Below are 13903 nucleotides of genomic sequence, written 5' to 3'. Positions count from 1 at the left end.
AGCCGCAGCCGCGATGGCCCGCCGCAGCACGAAGACCCCGCCTCCGGACGACTTCGAGGAGAGGATCCTCGACATCGACGTCGTCGACGAGATGCAGGGTTCCTTCCTCGAGTACGCGTATTCGGTCATCTACTCGCGCGCCCTGCCGGACGCCCGCGACGGTCTCAAGCCCGTGCACCGCCGCATCCTGTACCAGATGAACGAGATGGGGCTGCGGCCCGACCGCGGCTACGTCAAGTGCGCCCGCGTCGTCGGTGAGGTGATGGGTAAGCTCCATCCGCACGGCGACGCGTCCATCTACGACGCGCTGGTGCGCATGGCGCAGCCGTTCTCGATGCGGCTGCCGCTGGTCGACGGCCACGGCAACTTCGGTTCGCTGGGCAATGACGACCCGCCGGCCGCGATGCGGTACACCGAGTGCCGGATGGCGTCCGCGACGTCCCTGATGACGGAGTCCATCGACGAGGACACCGTCGACTTCGCGCCGAACTACGACGGCCAGGAGCAGGAACCGGCCGCCCTCCCCGCCGCGTATCCGAACCTCCTGGTCAACGGCACGTCCGGCATCGCGGTCGGAATGGCGACGAACATGCCGCCGCACAACCTGGGCGAGGTCATTGCCGCCGCCCGCCATCTGATCAAGCATCCGAACGCTGATCTCGACACCCTGATGCGCTTCGTGCCGGGTCCCGATCTGCCCACGGGCGGCCGGATCGTGGGCCTCGGCGGCGTACGGGACGCGTACGAGAAGGGCCGCGGCACGTTCAAGATCCGTGCGACGGTCGCGGTGGAGAACGTCACCGCCCGCCGCAAGGGCCTGGTCGTCACCGAACTCCCGTTCATGGTCGGCCCCGAGAAGGTCATCTCGAAGATCAAGGACCTGGTCGGCTCGAAGAGACTCCAGGGCATCGCGGACGTCAAGGACCTCACCGACCGTGAGCACGGCCTGCGGCTGGTGATCGAGGTCAAGAACGGCTTCAACCCCGAGGCCGTATTGGAGCAGCTGTACAAGCTCACGCCGATGGAGGAGTCCTTCGGCATCAACAACGTCGCGCTGGTGGACGGCCAGCCGCTGACGCTGGGCCTCAAGGAGCTGCTGGAGGTCTATGTCGACCACCGCTTCAACGTGGTGCGCCGGCGCAGCGAGTTCCGGCGCGGCAAGGCCCGCGACCGTCTCCACCTGGTCGAGGGCCTGCTGACGGCCCTGGTGGACATCGACGAGGTGATCCGGCTCATCCGCTCCAGCGACAACAGTGCACAGGCCAAGGAGCGGCTGATCGAGCGGTTCTCGCTCAGCGACATCCAGACGCAGTACATCCTCGACACCCCGCTGCGCCGGCTGACCAAGTTCGACCGTATCGAGCTGGAGTCGGAGCGCGACCGGCTTCAGGAGGAGATCGAGAAGCTGACGCGGATCCTGGACTCGGACTCCGAGCTGCGCAAGCTGGTCTCCGGCGAGCTGGCCGCGGTCGCGAAGAAGTACGGCACGGACCGGCGGACGGTCCTGCTGGAGTCGGCGGGCACCTCGGTCGGCGCGGTGCCGCTGGAGGTCTCCGACGACCCGTGCCGGGTGCTGCTGGCCTCGACGGGCCTGCTGGCGCGTACGGTCACGGGGGACGTGGCCTTCGACGTCGACGCCAAGCGCGTCAAGCACGATGTGATCGTCTCGGCGGTGCCGGCGACGACCCGTGGCGAGGTGGGGGCGGTGACGTCCCTGGGCCGGCTGCTGCGGATCTCGGTGATCGATCTGCCGCAGCTCCCGGAGACCGCCGCGGCGCCCAGTCTCTCCGGTGGTGCGCAGCTCTCGGAGTTCCTGACGCTGGAGGACGGCGAGGAGCTGATCTGTCTGACGACGCTGGACGAGTCCTCGCCGGGTCTGGCGCTCGGCACGGAGCAGGGCGTCGTCAAGCGGGTGGTGCCCGACTACCCCGCCCACAAGGAAGAGTTGGAGGTCATCACCCTCAAGGACGGCGACCGCATCGTGGGCGCGGCCGAGCTGCGCACCGGTGAGGAGGACCTGGTCTTCGTCACCAACGAGGCGCAGTTGCTGCGCTATCCGGCGTCGCAGGTGCGGCCGCAGGGCCGGCCCGCGGGCGGTATGACGGGCGTCAAGCTGGGCGAGGGCGTGAAGGTGATTGCGTTCGCCGCGGTCGATCCGGCCTCCGAGGCCATGGTGTTCACGGTCGCCGGCTCGCACGGCACGCTGGACGACTCCGTGGCGACGGCCAAGCTCACCCCGTTCGACCAGTATCCGCGCAAGGGCCGGGCGACCGGTGGTGTGCGGTGCCAGCGGTTCCTGAAGGGCGAGGATCTTCTGACCCAGGCGTGGGTCGTGTCGGCTCCGGTGCGGGCCGCGGATGCCAAGGGCTCGCCGGTCGAGCTGCCGGAGGTGGATCCGCGGCGGGACGGCTCGGGAGTGCCGCTGACGAAGTCGGTGGCGGCGCTGGCCGGGCCGGTGTAATCAGGCGCGGTGACAGAGGTGGGTGACGCCGTCGGGCCGGTGAAGAGCCGGCCCGGCGGCGTCACTCGTTGTCGGATTCCTCGCGTGCGGCCACGTACCGCAGCACGCCCCACATGCTGTTCTGATCGGCATCCGACGGTGCGCTCTCACGGCAGTTGTCCAGCTCCTTGCGCAGGGCCGGTGCGTCGATACCACTGCCGATCATGACGAGCTGGGTGCCCCGCGCCTCGCCCTTCGGCCAAGGCGCGGGGTAGAAGCGCAGGAAGTCGCCGACGGCATGCACCGTGAACTTCTGGCGGTTCTCCGGTACGTCGAAGTGGACGAAGCCCTTGATGCGGTAGAGGCCGGCCGGGCGGCTGTCGAGGAAGTCCATCAGGCGACGCGGGTGCAGCGGCTCGGCGGAGGTGAACTCCACGCTCTGGTAGGCGGCGTGGAGGTGGCCCGCATGGTGGGCGTGGTCGGGGTGACCGCAAGGGTCCGAATGGTCGCAGTGGTCGTCCGAGCCGTGGGCGGGGTCCTTGTCCGCTGCGGTATCGCGCAGCAGGTCCTCGAAGGACAGCTGGCGCACGGCCGCGTCGTGGTCCTCCCCCGGTCCACGGTCGAAGAACAGCTCGGGATCGACCCGCCCGTATGCGGTGGCGATCACGGGCCGGCCGGGGGCGAGGTCCGCGAGTGTGTTCATGAGGTGCTGTCGCGCCGCTTCGCCGATGCGATCGGCCTTGTTGAGCACCACGATGTCGGCGATGCCCACATGCCGGTCCAGTTCGGGGTGCCGGTTCCTGGTGTCCTCGAACTCCGCGGCGTCGACGACCTCGATCAGCCCGCCGTAGACGATCCGGTCGTTGTCGCTGGCGAGGATCATGCGGATGAGTTCCTGCGGCTCGGCCAGCCCACTGGCCTCGATGACGATCACGTCGATACGGGCGACGGGGCGGGCGAGCCGCTCCAGGTAGGTGTCCAGTTCGCTGGTGTCGACCGCGCAGCACAGACAGCCGTTGCCGAGCGAGACCATCGAGTCCACCTGGCCGGCGACGGTCATGGCGTCGATCTCGATGCTGCCGAAGTCATTGACGATCGCACCGATACGGGTGCCGTCGCCGGTGCCGAGCAGATGGTTGAGGAGCGTGGTCTTGCCCGATCCGAGGAAGCCCGCGAGCACGACGACCGGGATCTGTTGCGTGGCCAAGGGAGCGCCTCCATGGTGCGGGTGGCGGGCCGCGCGGACCGGCGGCGGACGAGCTGTCGATCGTAACGGACCGTCGGCGGCGCGGGCTCGGCTCGGCCCCGCGCCGCATACGGCCTGCCGCGCTAGCGGGACGCGACGACGGGCAGCGGCTGGGGCGGGGGCGGGCCGACATACCGGACCGCCGTCACGCGCCCCGGACCAGCGCGCTGCCGACGCCCTCGCCACACGCCTCTGGTCGCGGCTCACCTCGGAACCGGCCGACGCCGCGGCACTGCGCGTGCTGGACGCCGCACTGGTCCTGCTCATCGACCACGACCTCGCCGCTTCGACCTTCGCGGTACGGGTCGCCGCCTCCGCCCGCGCCCATCCGTACGCGATCGTCTCGGCCGGCTTCGGAGCGCTGGACGGTGTGCTGCACGGCGCGGCGAGCGGACTCGCCCACCGGATGCTGCTGGAGGTACTCGACCGAGGCAGCGCGGCTGCCGTAGTCGCCGACCACCTGCGGGCCGGCCGCCGGGTACCGGGCCTCGGCCACCGCCTCTACCCGGGCGAGGACCCGCGGGCCCGCGCCCTGTTCCGACTTCTGGAAGACGTACCGCGGGCCCGCCCCGCCCTGGAGGCCGCCCGCCAAGTGGTCAGCACCACGGCCCGGCACGCGGAGCTGCACGCCAACGTCGACCTGGCACTGGCCGTACTGACCATTTCGACGGGCATGCCGGCCGAGGCAGGCGAAACGATCTTCGCCATCGCCCGCACAGCCGGCTGGATCGCCCACGCCCTGGAGGAATATGCCGAACACCCCCTCCGCATGCGCCCCAGCGGCCAATACCACGGCCCCCGCCCACCACAGCCACTGCCGTGACCGGAGGGACTGCGGGACGGGGCGGCTCGGAGGAGCCGGCACTCCGGTGGCACCCACACCCATGAGGCCAGTCCAGAGTGCGCCGTCGAACCTCACGCGAAGGGGCACTCGCCGTCGCCGCGGAGCATTTCGTTCGCCATCGCCCCTCTGGAGACCCACCCGGAAGCCGACGCGGGCCAAATGAGGTTAGGCTCACCTACGTGAGTACCTGCGCCACCGCTTCCCGTGAATCGGCCGAATCTCTCGCCGGGACTGCGGCCCCTGCCCGGACCTGGCTGCTCATTGAGCAGACGGGGCCGTGGGGCACCCATGCGCTGACGGACAGTCACCTCGACCCTGACGTCGGCCGGGCCTTGGAGGCCGCGGCAGAGGGGACGGGCGTACGGGTCGCCCTGATCCGCCGGCCGGGACGCCATGCCGACCGCCACGGCGCCTCCCGGCGCAGGATGTTCCTTGCGCACACCGCGCCGGGGCGCTCCTGGATCCGTACGACCACCGTCACCGACCCGCGGGCAGCCGTCGGGCTGAATTTCACGACCCTCGGAGCGGGCGAGCATCACGGCCTCTGGGAGCCGTACATCGGTGAACCGCTGGTCCTCGTGTGCACCAACGGCAAGCGGGACCGCTGCTGCGCCCTGCTCGGCCGTCCGCTCGCCGCCGAGCTCGCCACCGGCGGAATCGAGGCCTGGGAGGTCACCCACATCGGGGGCCACCGCTTCTCCCCCACCCTTTTCGTCCTCCCCTACGGCTACGCCTACGGACGAGCCTCGGCCCCTCTGGTCAAGGAGGCCGTGGAGGCGGCGCGCGACGGACGGATCACGCTCGACCACACCCGTGGCCGCTCGGCCTGGGAACGGCCGGGCCAGGCCGCCGACCTCGCGGTCCGTGAGCTCATCGGGGAGGACCTGGCGGACGCACTCGACGTCGTACGGACCGACACGATGTGGCCCGAACCGAAGGCGGCCGACAGGATGGCGCTCGGTAGCGCGCCCAGGACCGGGGCCTCCCCCGCCTGGGCGGTTACCGTCGCGCACTCCGACGGTCGCATCTGGCGGGTCATTGTCGAACAGCGGACCGATGGCGCTGCGGCGCCCGCCAGCTGTGGTGCGCCGCTCGGTCCACCGGCCCGCATGGCGGTTGCCTCCATCACTGCGGCGATCGGCATGCCGCAAAGGACTGCCCAAGCCACCGGCAGTTGACTCAGCCGGCTCCTCCGGGCGCTCGCCGGACACCTCGTCGCCCCCCGTTTCCACCTCAGGAGGCAGGTGCGGGACCTCGTCCGTGCCGAGTCGATACCCGGCCGGAAGCCGACGGCCGCTCCGGCCGCATGACGCCTCGCCGCTCGCCCGAACGTCGCCCGGCAACGGACGGCTGCGCCAAGACCACGTGAAGCGACAGGCGAAACGCACCGACCAGCTGCGTCGAGTCCGTACACCCGCGGCCCGTCGGCCGAGCAGCACACCACCCGCCTTCCTCCACGACTTGCGCCACGCCCCGTGGCCATCCCCCGTCGACCGCATGACCGCTCCCTCCCGCGCACCGCTGTGCACCTCGCTCTGCCGCGCCGGCCCCTCACCGCCGGCACGAGACCGACCCACGGCTTCACCGAACGAGGCTATGCACGCACCCTCCGCAACCGAAAGGCCTGTGGATAACTCCCCTCAGTCCTCCCTCGGCTCCATGACGCGCCCCTGGCCTGCGCCTCCGCTGCTGAAGCCTGGCACTCGCCGACAGTCCGCGAGACGACGGTGACGTCCACGCGTCGACACTCCCGCGGGGGCATGGGCCGCGAGCCGCGGCATCGGCCGCTGGTAGTTGCCGTGCCGTGTCGTGTCTGGTCGTGACCGTGTGAGCGTTCTACGTGCTTGCCTCCGGCTGGGCAACAGCGAAGACGGGGCACGGCTCGCGATCGGTCGGAGTAACCTTCGAGTCGCCGCCCGGACACCCTCCGAATTCGCCTCGTCAGGGATTACCGGCCTGGCCATCCCCACGCTTACTGTTCGTTCGTATGGGCGAGAAGGAAGCGTCGATTCCCCGCCTGAGCGCCGCAGAGCCCTCGGGTTCCGCGCCGTTTCCCACCGCTGCGGCGGCCTCCGGCACCACGACCGGCAAGCCGGGCGGCAGTGCGCACACGACCGCCGGTCAGGCGGCGCCCGAAAACCCCGCTCCGGCCGACCGCACGCCGGCCGCCCGCGCACTGCGTCGCACGAGGCCGAGGCTGGGCTGGCCGCGGCGGGTATTCTCCCAGGTGCTCATGGTGCAGCTGGCCATCGCCGCTGGAGTCACAGCCCTGGCGACCGGCCTGTTCCTCGCGCCTCTCAGCGCTCAGCTCGACGATCAGGCAATGCGCCGCGCTCTCGCCATCGCGCAGACCACCGCGTCCGAGTCCCGGCTCGACAACGCCCTGGAGTCCTCCCGTCCGACGCGCCACGGCCCCGTACAGAACGAGGCGGAGCGGATTCGCGCCGCCACGGGCGCCGAGTACGTGGTGATCATGGACAAGCGGGGTGTGCGCTGGTCCCACACCGACCCGGACGAGATCGGACGCCACGTCTCGACGGACCCGAGCGCGGCGCTCTCCGGCCAAGAGGTGATGCAGATCGATGACGGCACCCTCGGTCGGTCCGCACGCGGCAAGGTCCCGCTCCGGGATGAGGACGGCAAGGTCGTCGGCGCCGTCTCCGTCGGCATCGCGTACGAAAGCGTGCGGGACCGGCTGCTCTCCACCGTCCCCCAGCTGCTCGCCTACGCAGGCGGGACGCTCGCTGTGGGTGCTCTCGCCGCCTACCTCGTGGCCCGCCGGCTCCAGCGCCGCACCCACGACCTGGCGTTCTCCGACATCTCCGCGCTGCTCGTCGAGCGAGAGGCAATGTTGCACGGCATCCGCGAGGGATTCGTGGCCCTCGACAGGAACGGCCGCATCCGCCTGCTGAACGACGAGGCACAACGTCTCCTGGACCTCCGCGCCCAGGACACCGGCCGCCCCCTGGAAGCGGCCCTGCCGCCCGGCCGTACGACCGACGTTCTGGCCGGCCGCGTTTCGGGGGCGGACCTACTGGCCGTCAGCGGGCACCGGGTTTTGGTGGCGAACCGCATGCCGACCGACGACGGCGGAGCAGTGATCACCTTGCGCGACCGGACCGAGCTGGAGCGGCTGGGGCGCGAACTGGACGGCACCCGCGGCCTCATCGACGCACTTCGCGCCCAGGATCACGAGCACGCCAACCGGCTGCACACCCTCCTCGGCCTGCTCGAACTCGGTCTGCACGAGGAGGCCGTGGAATTCGTGACGCAGGCCGTGGGCGTACATCACGCAACCGCCGAACAGGTCACCGAGCACATCCACGACCCCCTGCTGGCAGCCCTCCTGGTCGGCAAGGCCACCGTCGCCACCGAGCGCGGCGTCTCCCTGAGCATCTCGCCCGCTACGCACCTGCCTGACCGCCTGGTCGACCCGCACAGCCTGGTCACCATCCTCGGCAATCTCGTCGACAACGCACTCGACGCCACATCGGGCGGGCGCGACGCACAACTCGAGGCGGAGGTCCGCGCCGAAGGCCGCACCGCTGTCGTCCGCGTCAGCGACAACGGACCGGGCGTCCCCGAAGACCGTCGTGCGGAGATCTTCACCGAGGGCTGGACGACCAAGGAACCGCCGGCCCATGGGCAGCGCGGCATCGGCCTGGCACTCGTAAGGCGCCTCGCTGAACGCTACGGAGGCAGCGTCGAGGTCGGCGAGCGCCCCGGTGGCGGTGCGGTGTTCACCGTGACGGTCCCCGACGCACTGTCCGATGAGATTTCCGAGGCTCAGGAAACAACCCGCCGGGAAGCAGTCACGGGCACGCATCCCACGGAACGGGCCGAGAGAGGCACTTGCCGCCCCGAAGGCACCACGGAGGCCGACCGATGATCGACGTACTGGTGGTGGACGACGATGTGCACGTCGCGAAGATCAACGCGGCGTATGTCGCCAAGGTCGAGGGCTTCCGCGTCAGCTGCCTCGCGCACTCCGCCACGGAGGCCCTTGCTGCTCTTGAGACCCATCCCGTCGATCTGATCCTTCTGGACCACTACCTCCCTGACAGAACGGGGCTCCAACTGGTCGGCGACCTGCGGCGGCGCGGTCTGCTCACCGACGTGATCATGGTGACGGCGGCCCGCGACATCGCGACCGTGCAGGCCGCGATGCGACACGGCGCGCTGCAGTACCTGGTCAAGCCGTTCACCTTCGCGGGCCTGCGTTCCAAGTTGGTGGGTTACGCAGCGCTGCACCGTACGTTTGCGGGCGGCGGGCAGGCGGAGCAGTCCGAAGTGGACCGGATCTTCGGTGCGTTGGGAGCCGCTAACGCGGGTCCCGCCGAGCTGCCGAAGGGGCACTCCACCGCCACCGCCGACCGTGTGCGCTCGGTGCTGCGCTCCGCAGACGCCCCGTTGTCGGCGCAGGACGTGGCCGTCCAGGCGGGCCTGAGCCGGCAGACCGCCCAGCGCTACCTGAAACTCTTGGAACGCGCCGGGCGGGTGCGCCTCACGCTCAAATACGGCGAGACCGGCCGCCCGGAGCATCGCTACGAGTGGGTCTAGTCAGGAAGACCGACCACGTGCGCGCGGACGGCGAGGGACGCGGGAACCGCGCGCACACGGGGCAGGGCGCGGCAGCCACACACCGCACGGCTGCCGCGCCCTGCACACGCCCGTCCCCGCTCCAGGGTCAGGGCCTGCCCGCCCCTGCCCCCGTCATGGGCAGGCGCCCTAAGCCGCCCCCGCCCCAGTGAGCGCCCGTACCTCCGCCTCCGCATGCCGTGCCTCGTCGGCGGCCTCCGGGGAGAGCACCGTTCCCAGCCAGCCCATCAGGAATCCCAGCGGAATCGACACCACGCCGGGGTTGTCGAGCGGGAAGAGGACGAAGTCCATTCCGGGGAAGAGCGACTCCGGGCTGCCGGAGACCACCGGCGAGAGAACGACCAGGGTGATCGCCGGAATCAGACCGCCGTATACGGACCAGATGGCGCCCCGGGTCGTGAAGCGGCGCCAGAAGAGCGTGTACAGCAGGACCGGAAGGTTGGCCGATGCGGCAACGGCGAAGGCCAGACCCACCAGGAAGGCGACGTTCAAGTCCTGGGCGAGCAGGGCGAGGCCGATGGCCACCGCGCCGACGGCCACCGCCGCGACGCGCGCCACGGCCACCTCGGCACGCTGGGCGTCCTGCGGCGTGCCGCGCGGGTGCCGCAGCGAGGCATACAGGTCGTGGGCGACGGAGGCCGACGAGGCGAGCGTGATACCGGCGACCACCGCCAGGATGGTGGCGAACGCGACAGCGGCCACCACCGCGAAGAGAACCGTGCCGCCGGTCGAACCGGCGCCTCCTCCCAAGTCGAGGGCCAGCAGCGGGACTGCGGTGTTGCCGGCCGTATTGGACTTGCGGACGGCGTCGCTGCCGAGCACTGCCGCGGCGCCGAAGCCGAGCACGATGGTCATCAGGTAGAAGCCACCGATCAGACCGATGGACCAGACGACGGAGCGACGGGCGGACCGCGCCGTGGGGACGGTGTAGAAGCGGGAGAGGATGTGCGGCAGCCCGGCTGTCCCCAGGACAAGCGCGATGCCGAGGCTGATGAAGTCGAGCCGTGAGGTCCAGTCGTCGCCGTATTTGAGGCCGGGCGCAAGGAAGTCGCGGCCGTGGCCGCTGCGTTCGGCGGCGGTGTTCAGCAATGCGTTGAAGTCGCCGTGAAAGCGGACCAGTACCAGGACGGTCAGGGCGATGGCGCCTCCCATGAGGAGTACGGCCTTGACGATCTGGATCCAGGTCGTGGCCCGCATCCCTCCGAAGGCGACGTAAACCACCATCAGGGCACCGACCCCGATCACCATCCAGGTACGGGCCTGCTGGCCCGCGCCCCCCAGGAGCAGGGCGACCAGGCTGCCGGCACCGACCATCTGCGCCACCAGATAAAGCACGGACACGGTGACAGAGGCCGTGCCGGCCGCGATACGGACGGGGCGCTCCCTCATCCGGGCGGCGACGACATCGGCAAGGGTGAACCTGCCGCAGTTGCGGACCAGTTCGGCGACGAGGAAGAGGACGACGAGCCAGGCGACGAGGAAGCCGACCGAGTACAGCAGGCCGTCGTACCCGAAGAGGGCAATCAGCCCGGAGATGCCCAGGAAGGATGCGGCGGACATGTAGTCACCCGCGATGGCGAAACCGTTCTCCATGGGAGAGAAGAGCCTTCCGCCCGCATAGAACTCCTCGGCGGAGCCGTGCCTGCGGCGGCTCACCCATGTGGTGATCGCCAGGGTGACAGCGATGAACACGCTGAACAGGACCAGCGCGAGGGTCTGGTGGTCGTCGGTCACCGGAGGTTCCCCCCGGTGAGTTCCTGGGTCTCCCAGCGGATGTCGAGCGCCGCGCTGTCCCTGCGCAGCCGGGCGTGACGGGCGTACGCCCAAGTGAGCAGGAATGTCGTGGCGAACTGGCCGAGTCCGGCGAGCATCGCGACGTTCAGAGCGCCGACGACACGGTGGGCCATGAGGCCGGGCGCGGCCGTCGCCGCAATCACATAGGCGAGGTACCAGGCCAGGAAGACCGCCGTGCCGGGCAGGACGAACCGCCGGTAGCGGCGGCGCACCTCCTGGAAGGCCGCGCTTCGTTGCACCGCCAGATAGATCTCGTCGTGCGGCGCGGGCCGCTGTTCCGGTACCGGTAGTGGTGCCGAGGGGGGTGGCTGCCTGCGGCCCCAGTCGCCCGTAGCCTCCGCCCCGCCGTCCAGCTCGCCCCACCCGGAGGTGAGTGCGTCGTACCAGGGGTCGTCGAGCCGTACGCCCCCTGGCTCACCGGCCGAGTGGCCGTCCTGCTTGTCCACCGAACTCTCCTTGGTGCACGGGTCTGTTGTCCGTGCGTCCCAAGGTTGGACAGAAAGGAAGATCCTGGACTCTTCATTCCGAACCCTTCACCCCATCAGGTGATGGGCCGTCCGGGAGGCTGCGCAAGGCCGTAGCGGTACGCGTAGTGAATGGCCTGGGCCCTGTCCCGCAACCCCGCTTTGGCGAAGAGATTGTTGATGTGGGTCTTCACGGTCGCGGTGGAGACGTGCAGCGTGCGGGCGATTTCCGGATTGGACTGACCCTCGGCGACCAGCCGCAGTACCTCCACCTCGCGGGCGGTCAGGCCGTCCGGGGGCTCGTCCGGCGGTTGCGGCAGCGTCCGTATGGGCTCCGTGAAGCGCTCCAGCAGCCGGCGCTGGATCTTGGGGGACAGACCGGCGTCGCCCGAGAGCACATCGTCGATGGCGCGGACGATCTCATCGCCGTCCGCGTCCTTGGTCAGGTAGCCGCGCGCACCGGCTTGCAGGGCAGGAAAGAGCGAGTCGTCGTCCGCATAGGTGGTGAGCACCACCACCTGGGTACCGGGGTGCTCGGCACGGATGCGCCGGGTGGCCTCGACACCATCACAGCGCGGCATCCGCAGGTCCATCAGGACAACGTCGGGGGCGAGTTGGTGGACGAGACGGACCGCGTCCTCGCCGTCCGCTGCCGACCCCACAACCTCGATACCCGGCAATAACCCCAGCAGCATCACGATTCCCTCGCGCACCACTGTCTGGTCATCGGCGACCACGACCCGTGTCGCTGTTCGTGTCGTCACGCAGGCACCCGCAGCCGCACCACGAACCCCTCCTCGTCAGGGCCGGAAATTAGCGTTCCGCCGAGGAGTTCGGCGCGCTCCCGCATCCCGCGCAGACCGTATCCGGAGCCGCTGCTCGCGAGCTCGCCGGGCTTGCCGCGGCCGCCGAAGTCACGCACTTCGAGCCCGACGTCGTCCCGCGCGTACTCCAGCCGCACGTCCACCCGGGCCCCTGGGGCGTGCTTGCGTACGTTCGTCAGCGCCTCCTGGGCCACTCTGCGGACCGCGAGTCCCGCCTCGGCCGGCAAGGCGCGCCCCTCGCCCCTCACCTCCAGCCGGACGCCCTCAGCGGCCGTCAGGCTGCGCAGGAAGTCCTCGACCGGGATCATCTCCCCACGCAGCGCGGAAAGCGCCTCACGGGTGCCGTCCAGCCCTTCCCGGGCCATCCCCCGGCACGCCACCACCCGGTCCAGGAGCTGATCGCGGTCGGCCTCGAGGTCGGTGCTGCGCTGGATCAGCAGCCTGGCCGCCTCCAGATGCACCAGCTGGGCGCTCAGGCTGTGGGCGAGGACGTCGTGGATCTCGCGTGCGATCCGCCCACGCTCGGTGAGCGCCGCCGATTCCGCCTCCGCCTTGCGGGCCGCCCGTTCCTGGGCCAGCAGCCGCTGGGCGTTGCCGCGCGCCTCGGCGTCCAGACGTACGACATAGCCCGCCAGCCCCAGGCCCGCGGTGGTCGCGACGGTCGCTATCCAATTGTCGTGACTCACCACTGCGTACGCGCCGAGCGCAACGGTGGAGCACGGCACCGCGACGCTCAGCGGCAGCCGCTCCATGGCAGTGATGGCGCAGGCGCACCACAGCACGATCGCGGGCGCCCGCGCTCCGGTGAACTCGAAGCCGAAGGCCGCGGCTTCCAGTACGGCGAACAGCCCGATGGACGGCCACAGACGGCGGTCCGCGGTCATACGGAAGAAGCCGCGGAACGCCAGGAAGGTGGCCGCCATGCCGGCGCACGCCGCCACCAGGCTCCAGCCGGTGAAGCGCGGCCCCGTCAGGGTGATCCACACCAGTCCGGCGACCACCACGGAACGCACCGCCCGGCCGATCCACATCCGGGCGTCGCTGATGCCCTCACGGGACAGCGACTCCCGCAGGGGCCAGCTCGTCCAGGAGTTCAGCGTCACGAACGGTCCTCCCGATGGCGCGCGCGGGGCGTCAACCCGCGACAGGGACACGGTACGTCTGCTGCACGGAGCGGGCCCGCCAGGTGGTGACACCGGTACGGGTCAGCAGCATCGCCGCAACGGAGAGCATGGTGGCCGCGCTGCCCTGGTGGATACCCATGGCCGCGGCGATGCCCATGAGGCCGACTCGTAGCGCCATGCCGCAGAACCACACGCCGACCGCCGCCCAGCCTCCCTTGGCCCACGCCGTGCCGTCCGCTTCCGTCCAGAGGCGCGTGGTCCAGGCCCAGCCGACGCCGCAGGCCAGCCCTATCAGGATCTCCACGCCGAGCAGAACGGCGGATGCTGTGGGGCGCTCGGAGTCCATGAGGCCGGGCTGCCGCACCGACATCACCGTCAGGACGACCGGAATCAGCCACCACTTCTTGCCCTCCAACGAAACGCGCTGCGCCGTGAACTGCTGGACGACCACCCATGCAACTGCCGCAGTGATCACAACGATGTTGAGCAAGCCGCTCATGACCTGGCCCTCCGTGGGACGGGGAAAATTGACCTTTCCGACGCTATGGAGCGGCGTTGACGGCCGGAT

10 protein-coding genes and 1 pseudogene are annotated in these 13903 nt (G+C 70.3%); 5 read left to right on the top strand and 6 right to left on the bottom strand.

The genetic code is table 11. The features are described 5' to 3' along the window. Nucleotides 1-13 precede the first annotated feature (13 nt). Nucleotides 14-2461, top strand: a complete 2448-nt coding sequence (locus tag IF67_RS0128575) for a DNA gyrase/topoisomerase IV subunit A (RefSeq protein ID WP_030990498.1) — start codon at nucleotides 14-16, stop codon at nucleotides 2459-2461. 61 nt (nucleotides 2462-2522) lie between these two features. On the opposite strand, the gene IF67_RS0128570 is transcribed toward IF67_RS0128575, so the two are convergent. Continuing rightward, nucleotides 2523-3647 carry a CobW family GTP-binding protein gene (locus IF67_RS0128570; protein WP_030990495.1) on the bottom strand — a complete coding sequence of 375 codons (1125 nt, stop codon included), beginning with the start codon at nucleotides 3645-3647 and terminating at the stop codon, nucleotides 2523-2525. Between the two features lie 181 nt (nucleotides 3648-3828). Between IF67_RS0128570 and IF67_RS0128560 the strand changes: the two are divergent. The 4 genes and pseudogenes from IF67_RS0128560 to IF67_RS0128545 form a co-directional block, all read left to right on the top strand. Further along, nucleotides 3829-4509, top strand: a pseudogene (locus IF67_RS0128560) (citrate/2-methylcitrate synthase); the annotation flags it as partial. A 200-nt stretch (nucleotides 4510-4709) separates the two neighbouring features. Continuing rightward, the gene (locus IF67_RS0128555; RefSeq protein ID WP_030990490.1) at nucleotides 4710-5708 is read left to right on the top strand and encodes a sucrase ferredoxin; all 999 of its coding nucleotides are present in this window, start codon (nucleotides 4710-4712) and stop codon (nucleotides 5706-5708) included. Nucleotides 5709-6763: 1055 nt separating this feature from the next. Then, nucleotides 6764-8419: an ATP-binding protein gene (locus IF67_RS0128550; protein WP_078889682.1), complete on the top strand. Its 1656-nt coding sequence runs from the start codon at nucleotides 6764-6766 to the stop codon at nucleotides 8417-8419. Beyond that, complete coding sequence (locus IF67_RS0128545; protein WP_030990487.1) at nucleotides 8416-9090, top strand: DUF7342 family protein; 675 nt, start codon at nucleotides 8416-8418, stop codon at nucleotides 9088-9090. Before IF67_RS0128550 ends, IF67_RS0128545 begins: the two co-directional genes overlap by 4 nt. Nucleotides 9091-9258: 168 nt before the next feature. Here the strand turns inward: IF67_RS0128545 and IF67_RS0128540 are convergent, their stop codons facing one another. From IF67_RS0128540 to IF67_RS0128520, 5 genes are all read right to left on the bottom strand, one after another. Next, the gene (locus IF67_RS0128540; protein WP_030990485.1) at nucleotides 9259-10863 is read right to left on the bottom strand and encodes a cation acetate symporter; all 1605 of its coding nucleotides are present in this window, start codon (nucleotides 10861-10863) and stop codon (nucleotides 9259-9261) included. Further along, the gene (locus IF67_RS0128535; RefSeq protein ID WP_030990483.1) at nucleotides 10860-11369 is read right to left on the bottom strand and encodes a DUF485 domain-containing protein; all 510 of its coding nucleotides are present in this window, start codon (nucleotides 11367-11369) and stop codon (nucleotides 10860-10862) included. The genes IF67_RS0128540 and IF67_RS0128535 overlap by 4 nt, the downstream gene beginning before the upstream one ends. A 95-nt stretch (nucleotides 11370-11464) precedes the next feature. Next, nucleotides 11465-12151, bottom strand: a complete 687-nt coding sequence (locus IF67_RS0128530; RefSeq protein WP_030990481.1) for a response regulator transcription factor — start codon at nucleotides 12149-12151, stop codon at nucleotides 11465-11467. Continuing rightward, nucleotides 12148-13314: a sensor histidine kinase gene (locus tag IF67_RS0128525; RefSeq protein ID WP_030990479.1), complete on the bottom strand. Its 1167-nt coding sequence runs from the start codon at nucleotides 13312-13314 to the stop codon at nucleotides 12148-12150. Before IF67_RS0128525 ends, IF67_RS0128530 begins: the two co-directional genes overlap by 4 nt. 31 nt (nucleotides 13315-13345) lie before the next feature. After that, complete coding sequence (locus tag IF67_RS0128520; protein ID WP_030990477.1) at nucleotides 13346-13834, bottom strand: hypothetical protein; 489 nt, start codon at nucleotides 13832-13834, stop codon at nucleotides 13346-13348. Between the last annotated feature and the right edge of the window lie 69 nt (nucleotides 13835-13903).

The sequence above is a fragment of the Streptomyces sp. NRRL S-1813 genome (assembly GCF_000719605.1).
Taxonomy (GTDB): Bacteria; Actinomycetota; Actinomycetes; order Streptomycetales; family Streptomycetaceae; genus Streptomyces; species Streptomyces decoyicus.
This window is presented reverse-complemented; position numbering and strand designations above follow the sequence as displayed.

Excerpts from the sequence above, each read along its gene's own strand:
- IF67_RS0128520 (WP_030990477.1), bottom strand. The coding sequence starts at position 13,834 with ATGAGCGGCTTGCTCAACATCGTTGTGATCACTGCGGCAGTTGCATGG.
- IF67_RS0128545 (WP_030990487.1), top strand. The coding sequence starts at position 8,416 with ATGATCGACGTACTGGTGGTGGACGACGATGTGCACGTCGCGAAGATC.
- IF67_RS0128550 (WP_078889682.1), top strand. The coding sequence starts at position 6,764 with ATGGTGCAGCTGGCCATCGCCGCTGGAGTCACAGCCCTGGCGACCGGC.
- IF67_RS0128575 (WP_030990498.1), top strand. The coding sequence starts at position 14 with ATGGCCCGCCGCAGCACGAAGACCCCGCCTCCGGACGACTTCGAGGAG.